We start from the raw sequence: 24,978 nt of genomic DNA, 5'->3' as shown, positions 1-24,978 counted from the left end.
GGACGACGGCTTCCCGGTCTCGGGTCATCTCCAGGGGAGGCGGCTCTCAGCGATCATCGAGTGCGGGAATTCATGAGGCCGGCGGCGTGATCTGGACGAAGGCGCTGCAGAAGGCCGGCCCCCACGCCGATCCGGGAGGCGGGGGAGGGGCGGTGAGAGTGCACGCGGACTGCGCGAGAGTACTGGTCGAAGTCAGCACTGTGACCAGCAGGGTGTTGAAGGGCGCGGCGGCCTCGGTCAACGAGACGCCGATCACGCCGGCGGGATAATTTTTCACCGAGGTGAGGCTGTGCCACGGCTCAGCCGTCCGGGGGTCGCGGATCCATGTCGTGCCGTCGGAGACGTACGCCGTGAAATTCGTGTCGTACGGTTCGAACAATAGCCCGACAAGTACGGAGGCGACGCTCGAAGTCGAGCCGGCTGGTCCGGCCGAGCCGGTGGGTCCAGTGGGTCCAGTGGGTCCAGTGGGTCCAGTGGGTCCGGTCGGTCCCGGGGGGCCGGGCGGGCCAGGCCGTCCGTCGGGTCCGGCCGACCCGGAAAGACAGTCACGAACAGGAAGAGCGTCGTGACCGGGAAGACCTCTCGGCCCTTGAGGCCCTTCATTTCCCTGGAGACCTCTTGGTCCACGAGGGCCTCGCCTGCAGTGATTCCGGCAAAGGTGACGCCCGTGGCAGTGCCTGTGGAAGCGGGCGGGCGGCCCGTCTCCGCTCGACTGGCCTTCGGTCCGGAGGTGTTCTCGCGCGTGGGGGGCCGCGCTCGCCACTTCGGGATCGGACAACGCGAGAGCTCCGAAGGCCACTGTCAAGACCGCGGCCAAGCTGGAAGTTCTCCGAGGGATCAACTTGTTCCCCTTTGCGGCGATAATGGGACTCTTTGATTCACCGCAATTGACGGTGCGGTCGGGAGATACCCTTCCGCGATATGGTGATGCCTTTCCGGAGTTCCAGCTCGGGTTAACAAATGTGAACAGGAGTTTGCTTTATGACCTCCTGTTGAGGACGACCTGGGTGAGCACCTCGGATGTGCTCGGGGCGAAATACGTCCAGGCCTCGTTCACCGCCGTGCCGCCGTTCAGATAGACCGCGGTGATGTCGTGGGCCCCCCTGGTGAGGTCTGAGGTCGTGATCGTCGCGGGAGCCGCGCTGCTGTTGTACGCAGAGCCGATCACGGTGTCGCCATCCTTGAAGAGCACCTGACCGGCGGGCACGACCGAGTCGGTCGGCCCGTGCACCGTGGCCGTGAAGGTGACGGGTTCCCCTCTCCGAGAGGGGTTCGACGACGAGGTCACCGTGGTGATGGTCGGCGGTTCGTCGGGTGGAGTGACGCGAGTGGCCGGCAGGTGGGAAGTGCCGTCGAGGGTCACCATGCCGTTGAGAGCGATGGCGCGGCCGTACAGGGCCACGCCCGTGGTCACCGCGACCGAGCTCCGCGCCAGGATGTTGCCGCGGAAGGTGGAGTACGTCCCCAGAGTGGCGGAGTCGTCGAGTTGCCAGATCACGTTGTTCGCCTGGGCGCCGCCGACGAGGTCGATGTTGCTCACGTTCGCCGTGACCAGGGACGCGGCCTGGAGGATGAAAACGGCGTCGGGGTCGCCTTCGGCGTCGAGGATGAGCGTCCCGGTCAGCTGAAAGACGCCTCCCGCGGTGTTGTATACGCCGGGTGTCCTGGTAGTGCTCCCAAGCTGCGACGGGATGGTGGCGGTGGGCGTGCGCCGAGCCGCGTCGTTGTAGGCCGCGACCGCATCGGCCTTCTCCCGCCTCGCCTCGGCGTTGTCCACCTCGATGGAGCCTCTTACTTGGCCGGGCGGAAAGCCGGAAACGGCGGTCCCTGGGCTTATTGCTACGTCCCCGAAGATTGTGGTGATATCCGTATTGGAGACTCCAGCTCCCGCCATGACGCCGCATTCTTCGGCTTCGCCAAGCTCTACTCGCGGCACCGCCGCCCGGGCGGCGTGCGGGCTGACCACTGGAGCGGCCATCATGAGGACCGGTGCGAGCGCCGCCATCAGCCGGTGACGACCCGCTCCGAGACGGCGCGCGGCGCGAGGATAATTGGCGTGCATCATTTTGCCCGGTAATTCATTGTCGGCTCCAGTCGCTATTCGATGGTTGACATCAATATCTCCCCTCTGGGGAAAGGCAGGCGAAACGACACGCCCACGACGGCGGTGAATCGAGGATGCGAGCTCGCCTGGCTCCTACAGTCAGGTCGTACCTTTCTCGACAGCGACGGGTTGTGACATGGGAGAAAAACTGGTCGTCATCGGACAGGGCTATGTGGGCCTTCCCCTGGCGATGCGAGCGGTCGAGGTCGGCTTCGACGTCGTGGGAATCGACGTGGATGAGTGGCGGGTCAAGCGGCTGGGCGCCGGGGAGTCCTATGTCGAGGACGTCGGCGAGGACGAGCTGGCCGCCGCCCACAGCTCCGGCCGGTATTGCGCGAGCACCGACTACGCCGACGCCGAGGGCTTCGACGTCTGCGTGATAACGGTGCCGACGCCTCTCCGAGAGGGCGTGCCCGATCTCCGTCACGTCGGCTCTGCCGCTGAGGCAATCGCGCCGGCGCTGCGACACGGGGCGACGGTGGTCCTGGAGTCCACGACCTATCCGGGCACCACCGAGGAATACCTTCGGCCGCTGCTCGAGGACGGGTCCGGGCTACGGACACCAGAGGACTTCTTCCTGGGGTACAGCCCGGAACGGATCGATCCGGGGAACGCCCGGTGGCGTCTCGACAACACGCCGAAGGTCGTGTCGGGCATCGACGCGGCTTCGTTGGAGAAGGTGGAGGCGTTCTACAGCCGGATCGTGCGCGAGGTGGTCCCCGTTTCCTCGCCGCAAGTCGCCGAGCTGTGCAAGCTCCTTGAGAACACGTTCAGGCACGTCAACATCGCCCTGGTCAACGAGTTGTCGATCTTCGCCCAGCAGCTCGGGATCGACGTGTGGGAGGCCATCGACGCCGCCTCGACCAAGCCGTTCGGCTACATGCGTTTCACACCCGGCCCCGGGGTCGGGGGACACTGCCTGCCGATCGACCCGTCGTATCTGTCGTGGAAGGTCAAGCGCAGCCTCGGGCACAACTTCCGGTTCGTCGAGCTCGCGAACGACATCAACGACCACATGCCGGATCATGTCGTCAGTCGGCTCAGCCTGGCGCTGAACCGGTGGTACAAGCCGATCAAGGGCAGCCGGATCCTCCTTCTTGGCCTCTCCTACAAGAAGAACGCCGGAGACTGCCGCGAGTCCCCGGCGATCGAGGTGGCCAAAGCCCTGCGCAAGCTCGGCGCGGACGTGCGGGCCGCCGACTCTCACGTCGACGACTTCCTGCTGCCGGCCGGGATCGAGTTGGTCGAGCCGACGATCGAGGAACTCGCCGCGGCGGACGCCGTCGTCGTGCTGACCGACCACGACCACATCGACTACGACCTGGTGCAGCGGGCGAGCGCTTTCGTCTTCGACACCCGCAACCGCTGCCACGGCCCCAACGTGGAGAGCCTGTAAGTCAGCTCCGCTCAGGCGGGCGGACACCCGGTCGGGCGGACACCCAGGCGGGCAGGCTCCGGGGCCCGAGCCTGCCCACGCCGACGATGGCCTCGTGACGCGTGGACGGGATGCTCACGCGCGCTCAGTAGAGGTCTTCTCCGTCCCAACGGCGGGGGTCTCTTGCCTGTTGCAGCACAGCCCCGGCGTAGATCAGCCGAGACGTCTGCCCCGGCGCCGGGCGCCCGGCGGGGACGACTCGCCGGGGGCGGCACAGGAACGCGCCGACGGCCACGAGCGCGGTCCCGGCGGCAGCGGCCGTCAGCGGGGCGAGCAGACCCATGGCGACGATCAGGCAGAGCAGCCCGGCGGCCGCGGCCGCGGCCCCGTACGTGCCGACGACCACCTGGGTGGCGAGTCCGCCCCGGTGGAGGCGGTCGGTGATCTGGCCGGTGCCGGCGAAGGCGAAGCCGGTGTCGGCGATGGCCACGAGTGCCGGAAGGACGAGCCCGGCGGCGATCGTGTCCTGACCACGTCCCGCGATCAACAGGACCGCCGAGCAGGTCAGGACGAACCCAACGAATAGCGACCCCGATCCGCCCATAGGCGTCCTGACTCCGAGCAGCCCCAATGACGCGCAGGCCATTGTGGCGAGGAGCACCGCGACGGCTGGTTCCTCGAGGATGAGGGCGGTGCCGGCGAGGAAGACGGCGGTGATCGTGGCCACCGCCGGAAGCAGCCTGTCCGTGGAGTTCAGCAGGCTGAAGCAGTTGGCGACGCCCACGATCCACATCACCGTCACGGGGCCGTCGGGCCACTGCCCTGTCAGGGTGATCTGGACTCCGCAGAGCACGACGCCGCCCGCGGCCACGGACTGCACGGTTAGGCGGGCGAGCACAGGCAGCGGCGTCATGTCGCCGATCAGCCCCAGCAGGGCGACCGCGGTCGCGGCCAGAAGGATCGCGGTGATCCGCAGATCGGCGAAGCCGAGGACGGCGGCCGGCGGGATGGCCGTGCCCAAGGTGATCGCGATCCCTCCCCACCGCGGGTCGAACCGCGTGAACGGCACGGCCTCCGCAACCCTCATCGGCTGCCCCCGTCGGCCCACGCCCCGGATGTACCGCGCAACGACCGGTAGAGGGACTCGGTGTCCGCGACCAGGCGGTCGACGCCGAATGACCGGGTGGTCCACGCGCGGGCCGACTCTCCCATGCGACGGGCGAGGGCGGGATCGGACAGCAGCCTGACCGTATGGGAGGCGAGCTCCCAGACGTCGGGGCCCGACAGCAGGCCGGTGGAGCCGTCCCGGACGATCTCGGGGACGCTGCCGACGTGCGTGGCCACCACCGGGAGGCCGGCCATTCCCGCTTCTACCAGAGTCACCGGGGTGCCCTCATGATCGGAGGTGAGCATCACCACGTCGGCTGCCGCGTAAACGAGCTCGACGTCCCGCCGCCATCCGAGGAGGCGGAAGGAGTCCCACATCGGGTGGACGATCCGCTCCACCTTCTCCTTCAGCTCGCCGCTCCCGCAGACGACGAAGCGACAGTCGGGCACCTGCTGCAGGACGGCGCCCGCCACCTCGGCGAACCGGTCGGGCCGCTTCGATTTGGCGAGCCGGCCCACGTAGGCCACCACCGGCGCACCGGCCGGGAGACCGAGAGCCGCGCGGGCGGCCAGACGGTCAGGCATCGGCCCGAGCCGGACGCCAGGCAGGATCACGACATACTGCTCGGGATAGCCGATTCCGGCCTCCAGGAGGTCGTCTCGTACCTGGGTCCCGACCGCGACGAGGCGATCGGACATGGGTGCGAGAAGCCGCTCGGAACGCCTGTACACCGATCGCTTGAGACGGGGACAGTGCGGGTGGAGGAAATGGCCATGGAACACGTGGACCCGGGCGGCGCCTACGCCGGAGAGGCGAGCCGCCACCCGCCCAAGGGCGCCGGCCTTGGTCGTCCTGGTGTGGACGATGTGCGGACGAAACGCGCGCATGGCGCTGATCAGCCGGAGCAGGGCGCGAGAGTCGTCGATCGGCCGGACGAACCGCCCGAGGTTGGGAATACGGTGCACCGGCACCGTCATCCCGCGCAACTGCAGGTGGTCACCCTCGCCTCCGTCGACGTAACCGGTGTAGAGACGGTGGTCGAACTCCTCCGGATTGAGCCGCTCGCACAGCCCCGACACCTGGGTGGCGGGGCCGCCGACCTTCATCGTGGCGATGATCTCCATGACGCGAATCCGACTGTTCACCTCCGAGAAGCTAGCTTCCCGTCTGATTCGTTCGCGGACACCGTCACGGTGGTGGCGAGATGTTTTCCCGTTACTTGGTGCCCCGGAGGACGTACAGCACGTTCCGCCTCTCTCTATATCGACACCTCGCACAGCGACGGCCTCGCACAGTACGTCCGTGAACGGGGCCGGCCCCGTTCACGGATTCGAGTGCGCTCCCGCCGGTGATGACCTCGGTGGGCATGAACGGCAGGCCACTAGCCGTTCATGAAGCGGGTGATCAGGTCCTCGACCTGGGCGTTCAGCCGCGTCCCGCGAGGCCAGCCCGCGTAGTGGGTCAGGAAGACGACGATCTCGCGCAGCTCACTCGGCGTCAGCTCCCCGGTGCGCAGAGCCGCGTCCAGTTGCGGCGCGATCACATCGTCCAGCCCCTGGGCCACGAGCAGGCCCAGAAGCAGCAGGCGCCGATCCCTGATGGTCAGCGCGTCTCCCGACCACACCTCCGCGAACGTGTGCTCGACCGCCATCCCGAATTCCAGGCTCCTGGCCCGGCGGTCGAGGTCATCGATGCTGTCGCTCATGCGGCACTCCACGTCCGTCGGCCCAAATTTCGAGACATGCACGGATATGTCGCGTTCGGGGGGATCAGGCGTTACATGGCCGGGTGGCCCTGTGCGAGCGCATTGTCGCAAGAGGACGGTTGCATGAACGTTGCGCCGTTCTGGCTTGCGTTCTGACTTACAAGGACTCGTCCACGGACGACCGGTGGGGGACGTGCTCGGCCGGGACCACGCCCATCCTGCCCGCCTGGAAGTCCTCGAAGGCCTTGACGATCTCCTCGCGGGTGTTCATGACGAACGGCCCGTAACGGGCGACCGGCTCGCGGATCGGCAGGCCGCCGAGCACGAGGATCTCCCAGCCCTGGCGTGAGGCGAGCGGCTGGTTGTCCGCCGCGCGCATGCTCAGCGCGCCGGCGGTGCCCTTGTAGCCGCCGAACATGCCGAGTTGTCCCTCGCGGAGCGTCCGGTCGTCAGGGCCGATGCTCCCCTCGCCGCTCAGGACGTAGACCATGGCGTTGAAGTCGGCGGGCCACGGGAGGGCGAGCCGCGCGCCGGGGGCCACCGTCGCGTGGATGTAGGTGATGGGGGTGTAGGTCGCCCCCGGGCCCTCGTAACCGGCCAGCGAGCCCGCGATGACCCGGACGAGGGACGAGCCGTCGTCGCTGGCCAGGAGCTTCACGTCGCCCCCGCGGATGTCCTGGTAGCGCGGCGGCACCCACTTCTGGGCGCGCGGCAGGTTCACCCAGAGCTGCACTCCGTGGAACAGGCCGCCGCTGGCGACGAGTTCCGGCGGGGGCTGCTCGATGTGCTGCAGGCCGCTTCCGGCGGTCATCCACTGGGTATCGCCATCGGAGATGAGCCCGCCGCCCCCATTCGTGTCCCGATGCTGGAAGGCGCCGTCCATGATGTACGTCACCGTCTCGAAGCCGCGGTGCGGGTGCCAGGGAGTGCCCTTCGCCTCACCGGGGGCGTACTCCACGGCCCCCATGTGGTCGAGAAGCAGGAAAGGGTCGGCGAGCGACAGGTCCACGCCGGGGAACGGGCGCCGGACGGCGAAGCCCTCTCCCTCGAGGAAGCGCTGCGCCGTGACGACGCGGGCGACGGGACGCCAGGTCGTGGCCGCCTCGGGCAGCCGGGGGAGGCGGGGGAGCGTAAGCGTGTCTGCGGTGATGGCTGGCATCGGGTCTCCTCTGTCGAATACGCTCCGCGCAACAACTATTGACGGATCAACTATTCCTCCACCAAGGTTTCCTCTTTGCGTGTCACAAGTGCAGCCAACATCGGGCCAAGATTTGGTCAAGTTTTCCAGTCTGTCCGAGACCTGGGCTGAGAGTGATACTGAGAAAACGGGCAGTAGTACCTCGTAGACCCGCAAAGCGGAGGTTGGGCCCAGGTGGATAGATCGCGGGCGATATCGGGGGTCATAACGGCGGCTGCGGCCGCCTTGTTGTTGTCCGGCTGCGCCGGACCCGAGTACACCTACGTGAAAGACGCCGACGGGGGCACCTACTTCAAGGTTCCCTCGGCGTGGAAGAAAGTGGACCAGACGGCCCTCGAGGGGCAGCTGTTCGGCGATCCGTCGTCGGCGACGGCGCAGGTCCAGAAGCAGCTCACCTGGAGCGTCGCCTACGACGCCCAGGCCGAGCCTTCGGCCGACCACCTCCTGGTCGGCGCCGGCGGGTCCGAGGACCAGCCGTTCGTGATGGCGAAGGTCCAGACGCTCACCGAGTCCCAGCGGAACCAGGTCTCGCTCGACTCGATGCGCAACGCCATCGGGCTGCCGGTCGCCGTACCGGACGACACGCGCAAGCAGATGGAGTCGGCGGCGGAGTATCCGTTCAAGAACTTCGAGCTCCTGGGCGACCAGGTGCTGCCCACCCAGGACGGTGTCCGGGGGGTGCGGAGCGTCTTCAACTTCCGTCTCGCCAACGGGGTGCAGACCTTCGATGAGACGTCGTACCTGTCGGCTGACGGCTCACGCATCTCGACCCTGCTGATCCGCTGCTCGGCGGCGTGCTACCAGCAGCGGTCCAAGGAGATCGACCAGATCGCCCAGTCCTTCAAGGTCACGCGACTTCTCAACCAATGAAGGAGCCCCTCATATGAACACGGCGCCACCGCCGCACGTCCACCCCGAGGGGCTGCGTCCGCCCGGCTCGGGACCCGACGACAGGGATCCCAGGACCCGTAAGAAGATCTCTCTGTGGGACCGTGCCAAGTTCCTGCTGATCTTCAGCATCATCTACCTGGTCCTCGTCTGGTACAACGTGGTGTCCTTCACCGGCATCATGTCGTTCTCCGACGCCCTCGTGGTGACGGCCAGGGAACGGCCGTGGATCTTCGTCCTGATGGGGATCGAGGTCCTCCGCCAGGCGCACTTCCTGATCAGCGAGCGGTCGGCGGGCTACCACCGCTTCTGGACCCACAAGGTCTTCGGCGGCTCCGACCGCTGGAGCAAGAGGCGATTCAGCGACTGGAACCGCTTCCGCATGGCGCGGATGCTCAAGTGGCTGTTCTGGCTCGTGGTCCTCGCCCTGATCCTCGGGGCCGTCCTCGACACCTCGCCCGTGCTGGCGTTGTTCAAGGCGCCGCAGTTGCTCTGGAGCGCCCTGCCGTACGCCGCGCAACTGGCCTTCGCGTTCTTCTTCATCGCCTTCCAGTTCATCGGCATGTTCTGGCTGCTGTCGCGAGGCGGCGTCGAGACCTACTTCCCCGACGACATCAAGACCCGGTTCACCGACGTCTGGGGACAGGACCACGTCGTCGAACGCGTCAAGGAGAACATCGTCTTCCTGGAGCGGCCCGACGCCATCGAGGAGAGGGGCGGCTATGTGCCGAGCGGCCTGCTCCTGTGGGGGCCGCCGGGAACCGGCAAGACCCTCATGGCCGAGGCCGTGGCGGGCGAGACCGGCAAGCCGTACGTCTTCGTCGACCCCGGCGCGTTCGTCAACATGTTCATGGGCATCGGCATCCTGAAGGTGAAGTCGCTGTTCCGGAAACTGCGCAAGCTCGCCCTCCGGTACGGCGGGGTCATCGTCTTCTTCGACGAGGCGGACTCCCTCGGCCGGCGCGGCAGCCTCGCCCAGCAGGGCCCCCAGGGACAGGGCCGGTTCGGCGCGCAGGCCGGCTGCCACGGCTTCTCCTACCTGTCGGAAGACGTCCGCTCGATGATCGCGCGGCAGTCGATGAACGGGCAGCAGGACGAAGGACAGCCGACGCGGCGCAACCGGTTCGTCATGGGCGGCAACATGATGGGCGGCGGTGGCGGCGACCCGGGAACCCTCCAGGCGCTGCTGACCGAGCTGTCCGGTCTGAAGAAGCCACGTGGAATCGTCAACCGGCACGTCAGGCGACTGCTCGGCATGCGGCCCAAGCCGCCGCCCAAGTACCGGATCCTCGTCATGATGGCCACCAACATGCCCAACGCCCTCGACGAGGCCCTGCTGCGGCCCGGCCGCATCGACCGCATCTACAAGGTCGGCTATCCGTCGAAGGCCGGTCGCATCCGCACCTACGAGGGCTACTTCGACAAGGTGCAGCACCAGCTCACCGAGGCCCAGATCGACAAGCTGGCCACCATCACGCCGTACGCCACGGGCGCGACCATCAAGGACCTGGTCAACGAGTCCCTGATCAACGCGATCCGGGACGGCCGCGAGATCATCCAGTGGTCGGACGTCGTGCGCGCCAAGCGGCTCAAGCAACTCGGCCCGCCCGAGAACGTCGAGTACATCGAGCGCGAGCGGCACGCGGTGGCCGTCCACGAGGCGTGCCACGCGGTGGTGGCCTACCGGACGCGGCACCACCTCGAGATCGACCTCGCGACGATCGAGAAGGGCGCCGACTACCTGGGCATGGTCTCCAGCATCAAGCCGGAGGACCAGTTCACGGGATGGCGCTCGGAGTACGAGGCGGACGTCATGGTCTCCCTGGCGTCCCTCGCCGGTGAGCGAATGTTCTTCTCCGACGACAACTCCTCCGGCGTCTCCGGTGACCTGACCTCCGCCACCTATGTCACCGGGCTGATGGAGTCCTACTGGGGCATGGGCGTCGGAGTCTCGTCACTGCCCGCGCTGCAGGAGCTCCAGATCATGGCGGGCAAGCCGGTGCAGAAGCCCAAGACCGGCGAGGGAGGAGCCGGCTCCGGGAACGAGCCGTCCTCGCGGCGCGACGACATCGTCCCCGACATGCTGGGCGAGCGCATCGAGCACAACCTCGTCCGCCTGCTGGCCAGGACCGAGGCGCTGCTGCGGGACAACCGCCGTGAGGTGCTGTGCGTCGCCCACGCCCTGGAGACGCACAAGACGCTCGACGGTGAGGACGTCGTCGCGGTCATCGAGAGCACGCGGGGCCCGCTCATCGACGGCACGATCTACACCTCCGACCCGTTCTACGACGAGATCGAGGCCTACCACGTCGCCGCCGCCGAGGCCCACCGCACCCACAGCCACGTCGAGGTCGAGTTGCCGGTCCCGGTGAGCCGGGTCCTGGAACTGGAGCCGGCCGCCGTGACCACCGCCACCGCGGTGGCGCCGATGGGAAGCACGCAGCCGGCGGTGTTCGCTCCGCCGAACGCCGGCGGCAACGGGTACGTGATACAGCCCGACTTCGTGCCCTGGAACGGCGGGCCGCCACCGGCCGGTCCCGCCATGCCGCCGCCCGCCGCTCCCGCCGCCCGGACGAAGTCGTCCGGCCTGGTGTGGGCGTTCGTGGGCGGGCTCGTGGTCCTCGTGGTCTTCGTACTGCTCGGCGTGGCGTTCTTCAGCGGCGGGCAGCCGCAGGCGGTCGCCCCGGGAACGCTCTCCAGGCCGACCGTGCTGGTCCTCGTCGCCGCGTTCGTCGCGCTGGTCGGCGGCATCGCCGTCGCGGCCGCCGTCAGCCACGCGCACAAGGCGGAACGGCGGCGCGCCGAGCAGGCCAGGGACCTCGCGGCCGAGCGGGCCCAGTTGCTCGCGGCGGCCATGGATCCGGAGGTGGCGATGCGGCTGCTGGGCTACGACGGCCGCCGGGGCCCCGACAACGGTTGATCAGAGGCGGAAGCCCAGATCGGGCGTGATCTCGGTCACGTCCATCTGGGCCTTCTGCAGCCGTCCCGAGTAGTCCCAGTTCATCGATTGCCAGCGGGTGAACTGGTCGAGCACCCACATGCCGCTCTGCCGGCTGCCGTTGCCCGACTTGCCGTTCCCGCCGAACGGCAGATGGGCCTCGGCGCCCGACGTCGAGTTGTTCACGCTGACCATGCCCGCCGAGACGCCGGCCCTGAAGCGGAAGACCGACTGGGGGTCGGTCGTGTAGATCGACGACGACAACCCGTAGCCGGGCCGGTTGGCCAGGTCGATCGCCTCGTCCATGGTGGAGAAGGTCGTCACGCCCACGATCGGGCCGAACGTCTCCTCCAGGAAGAGCCGGTCGCCGGCGCGGACGCCGTCGACGATCACCGGGTGGTAGAAGAGGCCGTCGCCCTCCATGCGGCCCGTCGGGCCGGGCAGCACGGTGTGGTGCGGCTCGATCCAGGTCAGGTACTCCTCGTACCGCTCAGCGAACTTGTGGTCCAGCATCGGGCCGTAGAGCACGTCGCCGTTCGGGTCGCCGATCTTCGCGTCCCGCACGGCCGCCGTGAACCGGGCCACGAACTCGTCGTGGACGTCCTCATGCGCGATCACGGTGCCGAGAGACGTGCACCGCTGGCCCGCCGTGCCGAAGCCGGCGAACAGCGCGCCCTCGACGGCGAGGTCGAGGTCGGCGTCGGGCATGACCACCATGGGGTTCTTGCCGCCGAGTTCGAGGCAGGGGGACTGGAGGTGACGACCGCACAGTTCGCCGATGGTGCGGCCCACCGCGGTTGAGCCCGTGAAGCCGACCTTGTGAACGGTCCCCTCGCCGAGCGCCCGGTCGAGCCCCTCGTAGGTGCGGGCGCCGTCGGCGAAGACGATGTTGAGCACGCCGTCCGGCAGGCCCGCGGCGGTGAAGAGCCGGTAGAGGGCGTGCGCGGAGGCCGCGGCGTACTCGGCCGGCTTCCAGACCACGGCGTTGCCGCAGAGCAGGGCCGGCACGAGATACCAGGACGGCACGGCCACGGGGAAGTTCCCCGCCGTGATGACCGCCGCGACGCCGACCGGCACGCGGAAGGTGAACAGGCTCTTGTCCGGCATCTCGGACGGGACCGTCTGGCCGTAGAGGCGGCGGCCCTCGCCGAGGAAGAAGTCGCAGGTGTCGACGATCTCACGGACCTCGCCGAGCGCCTCGGCGTACGGCTTGCCGATCTCCTGGGTGACCAGCCGCGCGAGCGTCTCCGCGTTGGCCTCGACGAGTCGCCCGATCGACGCGATCACCCGGCCGCGCACGGGCGCCGGGACGGCGGCCCACTCCCGCTGAGCGGCGGCGGCCGTACGGCAGGCGTCGGCGAACACGTCCGCGCCCGCCAACTGGACGGTCGCGACCGTCTCGTCCGGCCGTGCGGGGTTGACCGACGCGTACGGCGTGCCTGCCGGGCCGTCCTTACCGCCGATGACGGAAACGATCTGCAGAGTCACCGTTGACCTCCGGAATGATTTCCTGCCTGGAGTTCTGATTACACAGTATTTCCAGCGCCCGCGTCGTTGGCCATCCCGGCCCGGTGGGCGACCGCGGCGGCCTGCGTGCGACTGGCCACGCCGAGCTTGGCGAGGATGTTGGAGACGTGCACGCTGACGGTCTTCTGCGAGATGAACAGACGCTCGCCGATCTCCCGGTTCGGCAGGCCCGCCGCGACGTGCGCGAGGACCTCGCGCTCCCGGCCGGTCAGCGTCGCCAGCGGTCCGCCGGAGTCGGCGCCCGCCTCGGAGAACCGGGCGCGGCGGCCCAGTTCGGCCAGCGCCCCCCGGAACGGCTCGGCCCTCAGCCGATCGGCCACCTCCGACGCCGCGGTCCACTCGGCGTGCGCGGCGTCGCGGTCACCCGCTTCGAGCAGGGCCTCCGCCAGCCGCCACCGGGAGCGTGCCTCCTCATAGACGAAGCCGAACCCGAACGCCTCCGTGGCCGTGCGCCAGATGGACGGATCCGCCGTGCCCCTGGCGCGCCGCCCTTCGGCCTCCGCCCTGGCCAGCCAGGCGAGGCCTTCGGGGCCGATCCCGGACCGGGGGCCCGAGGCTCCGTTGGCCGCCGCCCACCGGGCGCGTTCGAGCAGGTCGTCGACCAGTGCGTGATCGTCGTCCCTGCGCCGGTCGGCGAGGGCCCACAGGCCGGTCGCCGCGACCCGGATGAGGCCGGGGTCGAACGGCTCGGTGATGGCCAGGACCGCGTTGACGTGCTCGAGCGCGGTCTCCGGATCACCCCGCCACAACGCCTGCTCGGCCGCCAGGCACCGGCTCATGTAGCTGACGAGCTCGTCGGACCAGAAGTCGGTGAGCCACCTCAGCCGTTCGGCGGCGGCCGGGCGTCCCCTGGCGACCTCGACGAACAGGGCGAAGGACGACAGGACTGCCTCCGCCTTCGTGCCCACCCGGATGCCGAAGTCGGCCGCCAGTCGTTCCGCCGCGTCCCAGTCGCCGTCGGCGAAGTGCACCAGGTACTGGAGGAACCGCAGATCGGTCCCGTAGTTGCTCCAGATGAGGCCGTTCTCGCGGGCCAGCCGGAGGCCGCGCGCCGCGGACTCGGCCGCCACGTCGAGATGCCCCTGCTCGTACTGCACGCGTGCCTCGGTGAAACGTGCGCGCAGGTCGATCGACAGGTCGCCTGACGTCTGCCGGGTGGCGTCGGCCAGCAACTCCGCGGCCCTGGCCGCGGTGCCCTTCGTCTCCTCGAAGACGGCCAGTGTGACCAGCGCGCTGGTCTCCGCGTCGCGCGCCGAGGTCGCCCGGGCGACCTCCAGCGCCCGGGTCGCGGTGGCGATCGCCTCGTCGATCCGATAGGCCCGCCACAGGACGCGGGCGTAGGTGGCGAGGGCCCTGGCCAGCAGAGGGCTCTCGGGCGCCAGGTCCACCGCCTCGCGGGCCGTCTCCGCCAGCCCCGGCATCTCGTCGTCGGAGTCGATGCGGTAGTAGGCCATCCGCTCGTCGGTCTCGGCGATCAGGACGGGATCGTCGGCCAGCCGGCGTAACCGCTGGAGCTGGGAGATCGCCCTCCGGTATTCGCCGCTCGCGGCCGCGGCCGCCGCGCTGTCCAGCGCGAGCCGCGCCCTCGGCTCGCCGGCGAGCGTCTCGGCGTCGGTCACCTTGTCCCACACCTCGAGGGCCCGCTCGAAGTGCCGGTGCGCCTCCGCGGGAGCGCCCAGCTCGGCCGCCAGCCGTCCCGCCTCGATGGAGGACCTGAGCGCGCCGGGAAGGTCGTGGCTCGCCAGGTGGTGGTGGGCCAGCTCGGCCGGAGAGTCTCCCCGCCTGGTCAGCAGCTCGGCGAAGGCCGCGTGCAGCCGGGTCCGCTCACCGGGGAGCAGGTCGTCGTACACGGCCTCCTGGAGCAGGGCGTGGCGGAACGCGTAGCCGTCCCTGCTGGCCGTGAGCAGCCCGCGGGAGACGATCTCGCGCAGCGCCTCCTCCAGGGGCAGGTCGTCCAGGCCTGTGGCGTCGCGGAGCAGGTCGTGGTCGACCCCGCGGCCGGCGACGGCGGCGACTCTTAGCACCTGCCCCGCCGTGTCGGGCAGCGACTCCACGCGGGCGAGGAGGAGGTCGGCCAGTGTCCCGGGGAGACGGGTGTGGTCGGCCGAGGCGGCCAGCAGTTCCTCGGCGAAGAACGGGTTGCCGGCGGCTCGTTCCACCACTCCGCCGATCACACCGATGTCGGTCTCGTCGAGGGCGACCAGGTATTCGGCCATGGCGTCGTTGCCGAGCGGCCGCAGCTCGACGGACGTGACCAGCGGCAGCCGCTGGAGCTGGACCAGGACCGGGCGGAGGGGATGGCGCCGGTGCAGGTCGTCGCTCCGGTAGGTCCCCACCAGGCAGACGCGCTCGCGCTGCAGCATGCGGGTGAGGAAGACGAGCAGGTCGCGGGTGGAGCGGTCGGCCCAGTGCAGGTCCTCGACCACGAAGAGCACGGGACGCTCCGAGGCGACCTCGGCGAGCATGTCGAGCACCGAGCCGAACAGGCGCTGCTGCGCCAGGGCGCCCGTCGTCAGGTCGGCGGAGCCGGGATCGCCTCCCGGCAGGAGACGCTCCAGGACGGGTCTGGCCGCGATCGCCCGGCCGGCCGGGCCGTCCGGTTCCGCCATGGCCCCGCGGAGGGCGTCCGCGAGCGGCAGGTACGGCAAGGCGTCGCCGAGCTCGGCGCACTGACCGACGAGCGAGACGAAACCCCGCTGCTGGGCGCGGTCGCACAACTCGGCGATGAGCCGGGTCTTGCCGATCCCCGCGTCGCCGCCGACGAGGGCGACTCCTGCCAGCCCGTCAGTGGCGGCATCGAGCACACCGGTCAACTGGTCGAGTTCCGCGGAGCGCCCGATCAGAGCCGTTCGCCCCGTTCTCGCCATCACGTCGCGAGTATGTCATGCGGCTCCGACGGAATCCGCCTGCCTGACGTCCTGCCGATCCGCTGCCGGGGATAAGGGCGCCGCAATGGCGGGTATCAAAAAGATCTTCGAAGTCCGAGTCGGAACGTCGGAGTTTTTGTTTGGATTAATCGATTCTGTGTAATTGATGCCTTTTGTGCATTTCTCCGCAAGCAGGCCCGAGGACTACGGCAAACGACAGTCCTGACTTTCGGCAGCGTACGCCAATCGAAGCGGCCATCGAGTCGTGGACGGCGGTGCTTGGGCAAGGATGATGCGGCGCAACGCTATGCCGTGAGCAGGGGGAGACGTGCCGGTATTGGTGACCGGTGGCGCGGGGTTCATCGTGTCGCCGGACGGGAGTGCACGTCGTGGCGGCGTGCCTGATCGAGTCGATGCGGATGACCTTGGGCACGGTGCGGGCCTGCGGGCACCGGCCGGCCGAGCTGTTCACCGGTGTCGAGCTGACACCTCTGAGCCTTGGGCTCGAGGTCGCCGGCGAGTGGATGCGAAAGATGACGGCGACGGCGTGATGCCAGTGTGCCGGATCCGAGGAGCGCGGCAGTGACTGGCATCACCTTTCTGGGACACGCGGGAATGGCGCTCGAAGCGGAAGGTCTCAGGGTTCTCGTCGATCCCTGGTTCTCCCCGTCCGGAGCCTTTCTCGGATCATGGTTCCCGTACCCGAGGAACGATCACCTCGACCTGACGCGGCTGGTCGACGTCGACTATCTCGTGATTTCCCACGAGCACGCGGACCACCTCGATCCGTGGGTCCTGGAGCGGCTCCCCCGCCGGACCCGCGTGCTGATCCCGAGGTATCCGGCGCCGATCTTCCGCGATCTGCTGTCACGCGTCTGCGCGAACCCGGTCACTGAGCTGGAGCCGTGGAAGAGGCATCCGCTGGGAGAGAGCGGCTCGTGGGTGATGGCGATTCCTGAGCCGTCACCGCGATACCACGACGCCGCACTGCTGTTCTCTCTGGGCGGGCGGACGGTGCTCGACTGCAACGACGCGATGCTCACCGCAGAACAGGCGAGGCGAGCCAAGCATCTTGCGGGAGGGCGCATCGATCTGATGGCGCTCCAGGCATCGGGTGCGTCCTGGCACCCGATGTGCTACGCCTATCCTCCGGACGAGATGCGCCGGATAGCGATGGAGAAACGCGTCGCGAAGCTCCGCGGAGTCCAACGGCTCGTGCGCGTGACGAGCCCGGAGCTCGCAGTTCCGTTCGCCGGCCCGCCGTGTTTCCTCGATCCCGAGCTCTTCCAGCACAACTGGGTGCTGCGGCCTGAGGACGGAGCCTTCATCAACGCCGAGGCGGCGGCCGCATGGCTGAGCGAGCACCTTCCACGTCAGCGGTGGGCAGACTTCAGGCCGGGCGACGTCCTTGACCTGGACACCTGTGTCGTGACGCGCGATCCGGTCTCGGCCAAGTTCTCCTACTCGACGGGACGCGAGGCCTATCTGGCGCGATACGCGGAGGAGCGCGCGGAACAGATCCGCCACTTCAAGCACGCCCACCCGGAGCCGGAGGGCGACCTGTATGAGCGGTTCGCCGCCTATTTCGCCAGACTGGGCATGCTGAGTCCATATTTCCTGACGCGCATAGACATGACCGTGCGGTTCGAGGTCAGCGGCGACGCCGGAGGACTCTGGGACGTGCGCATCACCCCCGACGGGATCGACGTGGTCCACGCTGACCTGTCAGCCCGCGTGCAATACCGGATCAAGGTCGCGGGACGCTGGCTGGACGCCGTACTGACCAAGCGTGCGGGCTGGGAGGACCTCTTCCTCTCGCTGCGGGCAGAGCTCGATCGCGACCCCGACGTCCACAACAGCTATCTGATCACTTTCCTCAAGTTCGCCGACGCCGTGGCACTCGATGCGGTGGAGGCGTACGAAACCAGGCGGGACGCGTCCGAGCGCATCGTCGTGGAGGACGGCGGTCAGAGGTATGAGATCGCGCGCTACTGCCCGCATGCAGGAGCCGACCTGACCATCGGAGCCATCGTCGAGGATGGGAAGGTGCGCTGTCTGGGTCACAACCTCACGTTCGACCTGGAGACCGGGGCCTGTCTCAACGCCCGCTGCGACCCGCTGCCCACGCGCCGTATGGACTGACCGCGTCCAGGAGCGCAAGGTCGTCTCCGGGACGATGGGGCTGGACCCCACAGGCGCGGCGGGTGCCACTTGGCTGGTGGAGATCGAAGTGATCGCCGCCGGGTGAGGAGGCGAGTGGATTTGTCGGCGGGTGTGGCTAGTGTGCGGCGCGTGATCGAACGGTGGAGCCGGGACCAGGTGCTCTCTCTGGCCCCCGACGCGGCGTCGCAGAAGGCGGCGGCCGGGGTGAGCGCGCCGGGGAAGTGGTCGGGCAGCGGCGCCCTCCCCGACGTGGTCTGGGGCGAATGCAAGGGCAGCGGCGCCACGCCGTACCGGGCGTGCGTCGACCTCTCCGAACCGGCCTACAAGTGCAGTTGCCCGAGCAGGAAGTTCCCATGCAAGCACGCGCTCGGGCTCCTGCTGTTATGGGCGTCGGACGGGGTGCCCGACGGCGGCGCGCCCGCCGGATGGGTGACCGAATGGCTCGAGCAACGGCGCAGCCGGGCTGAGCAGCAGGACAGGCGCGAGCGTGAGCCCGCGAAGGGGTCCCGGCCATCGAGCGGCTCCGCCCAGCGGGAGAGCAGGGTCGCGGCCGGACTGTCGGAGCTGGAGCGATGGCTGACCGACCAGATCGCGCACGGCATCGCGGGAGCGCGGCAGACCGGCCTCGCCGACTGGGACGAGCTCGGCAGGCGCCTGGTGGACGCGCAGGCCCCCGGAGTGGCCGGCGCCGTGTCCCGGCTGTCCCGCGTGCTGCGTGAGGAGGACTGGCCCGGTCTCCTGCTGGAGGAGTACGCCCTGATCCATCTGCTGGCCGTCGCGCATCGCCGTGCGGCCGGGCTTCCCGCGGGCCTCGCGGAGACCGTCCGGTCGCGGGTCGGGTTCCCGATCATCCGGGAGGACGTGCTCGCGTCGCCGTGGATCAGAGACGACTGGGACGTGGTCGGCGCCAGAGACGAGGAGCAGGACCGGCTGGTCGCGCGCCGGGTCTGGCTGCAGGGCAGGGCGACGGGCCGGGCCGCGCTGGTGTTGTCGTTCGCGCCGATCGGCCAGGCACTGGACGCGTCGCTCGTCACGGGCACGACCATCGACGCAGCCCTGGCCTACTACCCCGGGGCGTCCCCGGTGCGCGCGCTCGTCGCCGAGCGGTACGGCCCCGCGACCGCTGGACCTCCGGCCGGGACGAAGCTCTCCCGGGTCCCGGGCCGGATCGCCGAGGTGCTGGCCGGCGACCCCTGGGCCGATTCCTGGCCCGTCGTCCTCGGGGACGTGATCCCCTCCACGGAGAGCCTCGTCGACGAGAGCGGGAACGGGCTCCCGTTGCACCCGGCGGGCGGCGTGCCGTGGCGGCTGCTGGCCGTGTCCGGCGGGCGTCCGGTGACGGTCGCCGCCGAATGGACGCCGCGCGGGTTGCGCCCGCTGACGGTATGGGACGAGGAAGGCCAGGTGGTACGGCTGTGAACACACCGGCTGTGAACGTGACATGGGAGGACCTGGTCTCCACGGCGCTGGTGGGCACCGACCGCCGTTCCGCATCGCCTGGCGAGGTGCTGGAGCAGGCGGCCGTGCAGGTGGTGCGGGCACGCGCCGGCCGGCGGACGCGCGAGGGCCACCCGCCCGCGCCCGCCGCGGAGGAGACGCGTCCGCTCGCCGCCCGTGCCGCCGGTGACCGGCTCGCCCGCATGCTGGGAGGCGAGCAGGCGCGGCTGCTGCCGGAGTGGCTGGAGGCCGCGGCTGCGATCGGCGTGCGGGTCCCCGCCCACCTGATTCCCGGGTTGCTCGACCTCGGCGCGCGCGACCGGTCGATCCGATCGCATCTGGGCGCTCTCACCGGGGCCCGCGGACGATGGCTCGCGGAGCTCAACCCCTCATGGAGCTACCTTCTGGCCGAGGCGGCGGACATGCCGTCCGGCGACCTGTGGGAGTTCGGCACCAGCGGCGACCGGAGAGGCTATCTTGCCGCCCTGCGCGCCGCCGCTCCCGCCCAGGCCCGGGAGTTGCTCGAACGGGGCTGGGACAAGGAGACGCCGGAAGACCGGGCCGCCTTCGTGCTCCTCCTCTCGGAGAACCTGGGCATGGACGACGAGCCCTTTCTGGAGGCGGCGCTCGACGACCGAAGGAGAGAGGTGCGCCAGGCCGCCGCCGACCTGCTCACCCGCCTGCCCGAGTCGCGGTTGGCGCGGCGGATGGCCGAGCGGGCCGCCAGGTTCCTCGTCAAGGACGGCGGCGGGTTGCGCGCGGATCCGCCGAAGGCGTGTGACAGCACGATGGAGCGTGACGGCGTCAGGCCCCGGCCCCCTGCGGGCACGGCGCAGCGCGGCTGGTGGCTGCAGCAGGTGATCGCCCGCACCCCCCTGGCCTTCTGGGCCGGTCATCTGGGGCTGCCTCCGGAACGGGCCGTTCAGCTGAAGGTCGGTGACTGGGCCCGGGAGGTCGCGATGGGCTGGACCCGGGCGGCGATCCTGCAGCACGACGCGCGATGGGCTCGCGCCCTGTTCGAGGTCGAGCCGCTGACGGACCTTCTGGCCGTCCTGCCGCCGGACGAGCAGTCCGCGAGAGCCGCCGAACTGGTCGTCCGCCACCCCGTCGACGGACAGATGATCATGATGCTGGGCGGTGTGGCCCGACCCTGGGGCCCCCGGCTGGCCAAGGCCGTGCTCAAGAAGATCGTGGAGACGTCCGGGACGCAGCCCTGGAACGCCGGCGAGCTGATCCGGCTGGCGGGCGAACGGCTCGACCCGGCGATGCACGGCCACGTCCAGGAGATCGCCGAGCTGGCCGTCATCCTGCGGTTCCGTTATGACATGTCGAAGGAGCTTTCGTGACCACCGTCCTGCGTCCCCACGCGGAAGACCTGTACGCCGAGGAGCTGGCGATCCTCGCCAAGAGCGACGACCGCACACGCCCGCCCGGCTGGCGGCTCTCCCCGTGGGCGGTGACCACCTACATCCTCGGGGACGGCGACCAGATCACGCCCAAGTACATCGGCCCGCGGCGGATCGTCGAGGTCGCGGTGGCCACTCTCGCGACCGACCGGGCACTGCTCCTGCTGGGCGTGCCTGGCACCGCGAAGACCTGGCTCTCCGAGCATCTGGCCGCCGCCGTCAGCGGCGACTCCACCCTGCTCGTGCAGGGGACGGCGGGCACGGCCGAGGAGGCGATCCGCTACGGGTGGAACTACGCCCGTCTCCTGTCGGAGGGCCCCTCCCGCGAGGCGATGACGCCGAGCCCGGTGATGCGGGCGATGGCCGAGGGACGGCTGGCCCGGGTGGAGGAGCTCACCCGGATGCCCTCCGACGTCCAGGACGCGCTGATCACGGTCCTGTCCGAGAAGACGCTGCCCATCCCCGAGCTGAACGACGAGGTCCAGGCGGCCAAGGGATTCAACGTCATCGCCACGGCCAACGACCGGGACCGGGGGGTCAACGACCTGTCGAGCGCGCTGCGCAGGCGCTTCAACACCGTCGTGCTGCCCGTCCCCGCGAGCGCCGAGGAGGAGGTGGAGATCGTGTCCCGGCGGGTCGCCCAACTCGGCCGCTCGCTGGAACTGCCCGAGACCCCGGCCGGGATGGAGGAGATCCGCCGCGTGGTCACGGTCTTCCGCGAGCTTCGCGCAGGAGTGACGTCAGACGGGCGGACCAAGGTCAAGTCGCCGAGCGGCACACTGAGCACGGCCGAGGCGATCTCGGTGGTGACCAGCGGGATCGCCCTCGCGGCGCACTTCGGCGACGGAGTGCTGCGTCCCGCCGACATCGCGGGCGGGATCGTCGGCGCGGTCATCCAGGATCCGGTGGCCGACCGGGTGATCTGGCAGGAGTACCTCGAGGCCGTGGTCCGCGACCGCGACGACTGGCGCGACTTCTACCGGGCCTGCCGCGATGCGGGCTGACGTCGCCGCACCGTCGATCCTGGGCGTCCGGCACCACGGCCCCGGCTCCGCGAAGGCCGTCCGCGCCGAACTCGAACGGCTCAAGCCGGACGTCGTCCTCATCGAGGGCCCCCCGGAGGCCGACCCGCTTGTCGCGCTGGCGGGCGATCCCGGCATGGAACCGCCGGTCGCGCTCCTCGCGCACGCGCAGGGACGGGCCGCCTTCTGGCCGTTCGCCGTGTTCTCACCCGAATGGCAGGCGATCACCTACGCGCGCGAGGCGGGCGTCGAGGTGCGCTTCTGCGACCTGCCCGCCGCGCACAGCCTCGCCCTGCCCGAAGAGGAGGAGGCTGTACGGCTCGATCCGATCGGGGAACTCGCCCGGGCCGCGGGTTACGACGATCCCGAACGCTGGTGGGACGACGTCGTCGAGCATCGCGGGGAGAGCGGGACCCTCCACGCGGTCGCCGAGGCGATGGCGGCCATCCGGGAGGGACACGAGCCGTCCGGCACCGAGGCGCTGCGCGAGGCCGCCATGCGCCGGGCGCTGCGCCGGGCGCTCAAGGAGGGGTTCGGCTCCGTGGCCGTCGTCTGCGGCGCGTGGCATGTCCCCGCGCTGACCGATCTGCCCTCCGCGGCGGAGGACGAGCGGCTGCTACGGGGCATCCCCAAGGTCAAGGTCGACATGACCTGGGTGCCGTGGACGCACGGGCGGCTCGCCGCGCGCAGCGGGTACGGCGCGGGCGTCGCGTCGCCGGGCTGGTACGACCACCTGTTCTCGGCCTCCGACCGTCCCGTGGAGCGCTGGCTGGCCGGCGCCGCGGCGGTCCTGCGTGAGGAGGGACTGCCGGTCTCCTCCGCCCACGTGATCGAGTCCGTACGGCTCGCGCAGGGCTTGGCCGGGCTCCGGGGCCGGCCTCTCGCGGGGTTGTCGGAGGTGACGGAGGCCGCGAGGGCCGTGTTGTGCGAGGGCGACGACCTGCCCGTGGAGCTCATCCAGCGCCGCATGGTCGTGGGGGAGCGGCTCGGCGGCGTGCCGGGCTCGACCCCGATGGTCCCGCTTCAACGCCACCTGCGGGAGGAGCAGCGGCGGTGGCGCCTCAAGCCTGAGGCTCTCCCGCGCGAGCACGACCTCGACCTGCGCAAGCCGCTCGACCTCGGGCGCAGCCGCCTGCTGCATCGGCTGAACCTGATCGGCGTGCGGTGGGGGACCACGCGGGAGACCCGCGGGAAGGGCACCTTCAAGGAGTCGTGGACGCTGGAGTGGCATCCCGAGTTCGACATCGCCCTCATCGAGGCCGCTCCCTTGGGGATCACGGTCGACGGCGCGGCGGCCGCCCGGGCCAGGGAACTGGCGGCGGCGGACGGCACGTCCCTGGCCGATCTGACCTCGCTGGTCGAGCGGTGCCTGTTCGCCGACCTGGCCGGCCCGCTGCCGGACATCCTCCAGGCGATCAAGGACAAGGCGGCGCTCGACGGGCAGGTGTCCCATCTCATGGCGGCACTTCCCGCGCTCGTCCGGGCGCAGCGCTACGGCGACGTGCGCGGGAGCGGCGGGCTGGCCGCGATCACCGACTCGCTGCTCGCGCGGATCTGCGCCGGCCTGGCACCCGCGCTGACCGGGCTCGACGACGACTCGGCCCGGCAGATGGTCGCCCTGATCGACGGCGTCCACAGCGCGGTGGGGCTGCTCGAGAGCGACCTGTGGCCGGCGACCCTCGCGAACCTGGCCCGGCGCACCGGACTGCCGGGGATCATCGAGGGCCGGATCGTGCGCATCCTCTTCGACGCCGACGCGAGCGTGGACGACGTCTCCGTCCGCATGGCACGGGCGATGTCCTCCGGCAACCCGCCCGAGCGGGCCGCCGCGTGGATGGAGGGCTTCCTGTCGGGCGGCGGCCTGCTGCTGGTCCACGACCCGAGGCTGCTCGCGATCGTGGACGGCTGGCTCACTGGCCTGTCGGCGGAGGCGTTCGTCGACGTGCTGCCGCTGCTCAGGCGTACCTTCGGGGCCTTCGCGGCGCCCGAGCGCCGCATGATCGGCGATCGCGTCAGATCCGGCGCCCCCATGCCCGCCAACGAGGTGTCCGACGCCGACGACGACGAGCAGGCCGCGGGAGCCGTACGGACCGTTCTGGAAATCCTGGGGAGAGCGTGATGGACGAGCGGGCACGCCGGTGGAGGCTGGTGCTCGGAGGCGCGGCTGAGGGCGCCCTGCAGGGCGCCGACGCCGGCATGGACGCCGCGCTCGCGGCGCTCTACGAGCGGGGAGCGGGTCTCGGCGCGTCCGCGCCCCGGGTGGCGAGATGGCTGGGAGACATCAGGGAGTACTTCCCGTCGACCGTCGTCCATGTCATGCAGAAGGACGCGATCGAGCGGCTCAACCTGACCCGCCTGCTCCTCGAACCGGAGATGCTGGAGGCCGTCGAGCCGGACGTGCATCTCGTCGGGACGCTCCTGTCGCTCAACCGGGTGATGCCCGACAAGGCGAGGGAGTCCGCCCGGGCGGTCGTCAGGAAAGTGGTGGCCGAGCTGGAGGCCAGGCTGGAGCGGCGGACCCGCGCCGCCGTCACCGGCGCGCTGGACCGCTCGGCCAGGACCTCCCGGCCGAGGCGGGCTGCCGACATCGACTGGAACCGCACCATCAAGGCCAACCTGAAGAACTACCTGCCCGAACGGAACACGGTGGTGCCGTCCCGGCTCGTGGGCTACGGCCGCAGGCAGCAGGCCGTCCAGCGGGAGGTCGTCCTGTGCATCGACCAGAGCGGGTCGATGGCCGCCTCCGTGGTCTACGCGAGCGTCTTCGGCGCCGTCCTGGCCTCGATGCGGTCGCTCAGGACCTCGCTCGTGGTGTTCGACACCGCGGTCGTCGACCTCACCGACCAGTTGCACGACCCGGTCGAGGTGCTCTTCGGCACCCAGCTCGGCGGCGGCACCGACATCAACCGGGCGATCGCCTACTGCCAGGGCCTCGTCACCCGGCCGGCGGACACCATCTTCCTGCTGATCAGCGACCTCTATGAGGGCGGCGTGCGTGAGGAGATGCTGCGCCGGGTGGCCGCGATGACCGACGCCGGCGTCCAGGTCATCGTCCTGCTCGCCCTGTCCGACGAGGGGACGCCGCAGTTCGACCACGACAACGCGGCGGCGCTCGCGCAGATGGGGGTGCCGGCCTTCGCCTGCACACCTGACGCGTTCCCGGAGCTGATGGCCGCGGCGATCGAGCGCCGGTCCTACGACCAACGTCCGATGGCCGCCCCCGGCGGCCACCCGTAAGGT

18 protein-coding genes are annotated in these 24,978 nt (G+C 70.0%); 10 read left to right on the top strand and 8 right to left on the bottom strand.

All coding sequences use genetic code 11. From position 1 onward, the window contains the following. Positions 1–70: 70 nt before the first annotated feature. Positions 71–277 carry a hypothetical protein gene (locus tag Pmi06nite_RS03540; protein ID WP_203951363.1) on the bottom strand — a complete coding sequence of 69 codons (207 nt, stop codon included), beginning with the start codon at positions 275–277 and terminating at the stop codon, positions 71–73. A gap of 702 nt (positions 278–979) precedes the next feature. Continuing rightward, the gene (locus Pmi06nite_RS03535; protein WP_203951362.1) at positions 980–1,894 is read right to left on the bottom strand and encodes an ice-binding family protein; all 915 of its coding nucleotides are present in this window, start codon (positions 1,892–1,894) and stop codon (positions 980–982) included. 346 nt (positions 1,895–2,240) lie between these two features. Here Pmi06nite_RS03535 and Pmi06nite_RS03530 point away from each other — a divergent pair, with 346 nt between their 5' ends. Further along, complete coding sequence (locus Pmi06nite_RS03530; protein ID WP_203951361.1) at positions 2,241–3,500, top strand: nucleotide sugar dehydrogenase; 1,260 nt, start codon at positions 2,241–2,243, stop codon at positions 3,498–3,500. 124 nt (positions 3,501–3,624) lie between these two features. Here Pmi06nite_RS03530 and Pmi06nite_RS03525 read toward each other — a convergent pair whose 3' ends face one another. The 4 genes from Pmi06nite_RS03525 to Pmi06nite_RS03510 form a co-directional block, all read right to left on the bottom strand. Next, positions 3,625–4,566: an MraY family glycosyltransferase gene (locus Pmi06nite_RS03525; RefSeq protein ID WP_203951360.1), complete on the bottom strand. Its 942-nt coding sequence runs from the start codon at positions 4,564–4,566 to the stop codon at positions 3,625–3,627. After that, positions 4,563–5,732 (bottom strand): glycosyltransferase, encoded by a 1,170-nt coding sequence (locus Pmi06nite_RS03520; protein ID WP_239113590.1) that lies wholly within the window; start codon positions 5,730–5,732, stop codon positions 4,563–4,565. The genes Pmi06nite_RS03525 and Pmi06nite_RS03520 overlap by 4 nt, the downstream gene beginning before the upstream one ends. Before the next feature lie 236 nt (positions 5,733–5,968). Next, complete coding sequence (locus Pmi06nite_RS03515; protein ID WP_203951359.1) at positions 5,969–6,292, bottom strand: carboxymuconolactone decarboxylase family protein; 324 nt, start codon at positions 6,290–6,292, stop codon at positions 5,969–5,971. Between the two features lie 157 nt (positions 6,293–6,449). Next, positions 6,450–7,451: a pirin family protein gene (locus Pmi06nite_RS03510; protein ID WP_203951358.1), complete on the bottom strand. Its 1,002-nt coding sequence runs from the start codon at positions 7,449–7,451 to the stop codon at positions 6,450–6,452. A 213-nt stretch (positions 7,452–7,664) separates the two neighbouring features. Between Pmi06nite_RS03510 and Pmi06nite_RS03505 the strand changes: the two genes are divergently transcribed. Together Pmi06nite_RS03505 and Pmi06nite_RS03500 are read left to right on the top strand one after the other, a co-directional pair. Beyond that, positions 7,665–8,360, top strand: coding sequence for a hypothetical protein (locus Pmi06nite_RS03505; protein ID WP_203951357.1), 696 nt, complete (start codon positions 7,665–7,667; stop codon positions 8,358–8,360). 13 nt (positions 8,361–8,373) lie between these two features. Then, positions 8,374–11,298: an AAA family ATPase gene (locus Pmi06nite_RS03500; RefSeq protein WP_203951356.1), complete on the top strand. Its 2,925-nt coding sequence runs from the start codon at positions 8,374–8,376 to the stop codon at positions 11,296–11,298. Here the strand turns inward: Pmi06nite_RS03500 and Pmi06nite_RS03495 are convergent, their stop codons facing one another. Further along, positions 11,299–12,804, bottom strand: coding sequence for an aldehyde dehydrogenase family protein (locus Pmi06nite_RS03495; protein WP_203951355.1), 1,506 nt, complete (start codon positions 12,802–12,804; stop codon positions 11,299–11,301). It lies immediately after the preceding gene. Positions 12,805–12,842: 38 nt separating this feature from the next. Further along, the gene (locus tag Pmi06nite_RS42505; RefSeq protein WP_203951376.1) at positions 12,843–15,710 is read right to left on the bottom strand and encodes a helix-turn-helix transcriptional regulator; all 2,868 of its coding nucleotides are present in this window, start codon (positions 15,708–15,710) and stop codon (positions 12,843–12,845) included. Positions 15,711–16,099: 389 nt separating this feature from the next. Here Pmi06nite_RS42505 and Pmi06nite_RS03485 point away from each other — a divergent pair, with 389 nt between their 5' ends. From Pmi06nite_RS03485 to Pmi06nite_RS03455, 7 genes are all read left to right on the top strand, one after another. Then, positions 16,100–16,261, top strand: a complete 162-nt coding sequence (locus Pmi06nite_RS03485; RefSeq protein WP_203951354.1) for a hypothetical protein — start codon at positions 16,100–16,102, stop codon at positions 16,259–16,261. A gap of 31 nt (positions 16,262–16,292) precedes the next feature. After that, a complete protein-coding gene (locus Pmi06nite_RS03480; protein ID WP_203951353.1) occupies positions 16,293–17,852 on the top strand; it encodes a Rieske 2Fe-2S domain-containing protein in 1,560 nt (519 codons plus the stop codon). A gap of 150 nt (positions 17,853–18,002) precedes the next feature. After that, positions 18,003–19,292 carry an SWIM zinc finger family protein gene (locus Pmi06nite_RS03475; protein WP_203951352.1) on the top strand — a complete coding sequence of 430 codons (1,290 nt, stop codon included), beginning with the start codon at positions 18,003–18,005 and terminating at the stop codon, positions 19,290–19,292. Then, positions 19,289–20,656 (top strand): DUF5691 domain-containing protein, encoded by a 1,368-nt coding sequence (locus tag Pmi06nite_RS03470; RefSeq protein WP_239113588.1) that lies wholly within the window; start codon positions 19,289–19,291, stop codon positions 20,654–20,656. The genes Pmi06nite_RS03475 and Pmi06nite_RS03470 overlap by 4 nt, the downstream gene beginning before the upstream one ends. Continuing rightward, positions 20,653–21,720, top strand: coding sequence for an ATP-binding protein (locus tag Pmi06nite_RS03465; protein ID WP_203951351.1), 1,068 nt, complete (start codon positions 20,653–20,655; stop codon positions 21,718–21,720). Before Pmi06nite_RS03470 ends, Pmi06nite_RS03465 begins: the two co-directional genes overlap by 4 nt. Beyond that, positions 21,710–23,857, top strand: a complete 2,148-nt coding sequence (locus Pmi06nite_RS03460) for a DUF5682 family protein (RefSeq protein WP_203951350.1) — start codon at positions 21,710–21,712, stop codon at positions 23,855–23,857. The genes Pmi06nite_RS03465 and Pmi06nite_RS03460 overlap by 11 nt, the downstream gene beginning before the upstream one ends. Next, positions 23,857–24,975, top strand: a complete 1,119-nt coding sequence (locus tag Pmi06nite_RS03455) for a VWA domain-containing protein (RefSeq protein ID WP_203951349.1) — start codon at positions 23,857–23,859, stop codon at positions 24,973–24,975. The genes Pmi06nite_RS03460 and Pmi06nite_RS03455 overlap by 1 nt, the downstream gene beginning before the upstream one ends. The last annotated feature ends 3 nt before the right edge of the window (positions 24,976–24,978 follow it).

Source organism: Planotetraspora mira, from assembly GCF_016863275.1.
GTDB lineage: Bacteria > Actinomycetota > Actinomycetes > Streptosporangiales > Streptosporangiaceae > Planotetraspora > Planotetraspora mira.
Note: the sequence above shows the minus strand (reverse complement) of the source record. Positions and strands in the feature narration are given on the sequence as shown.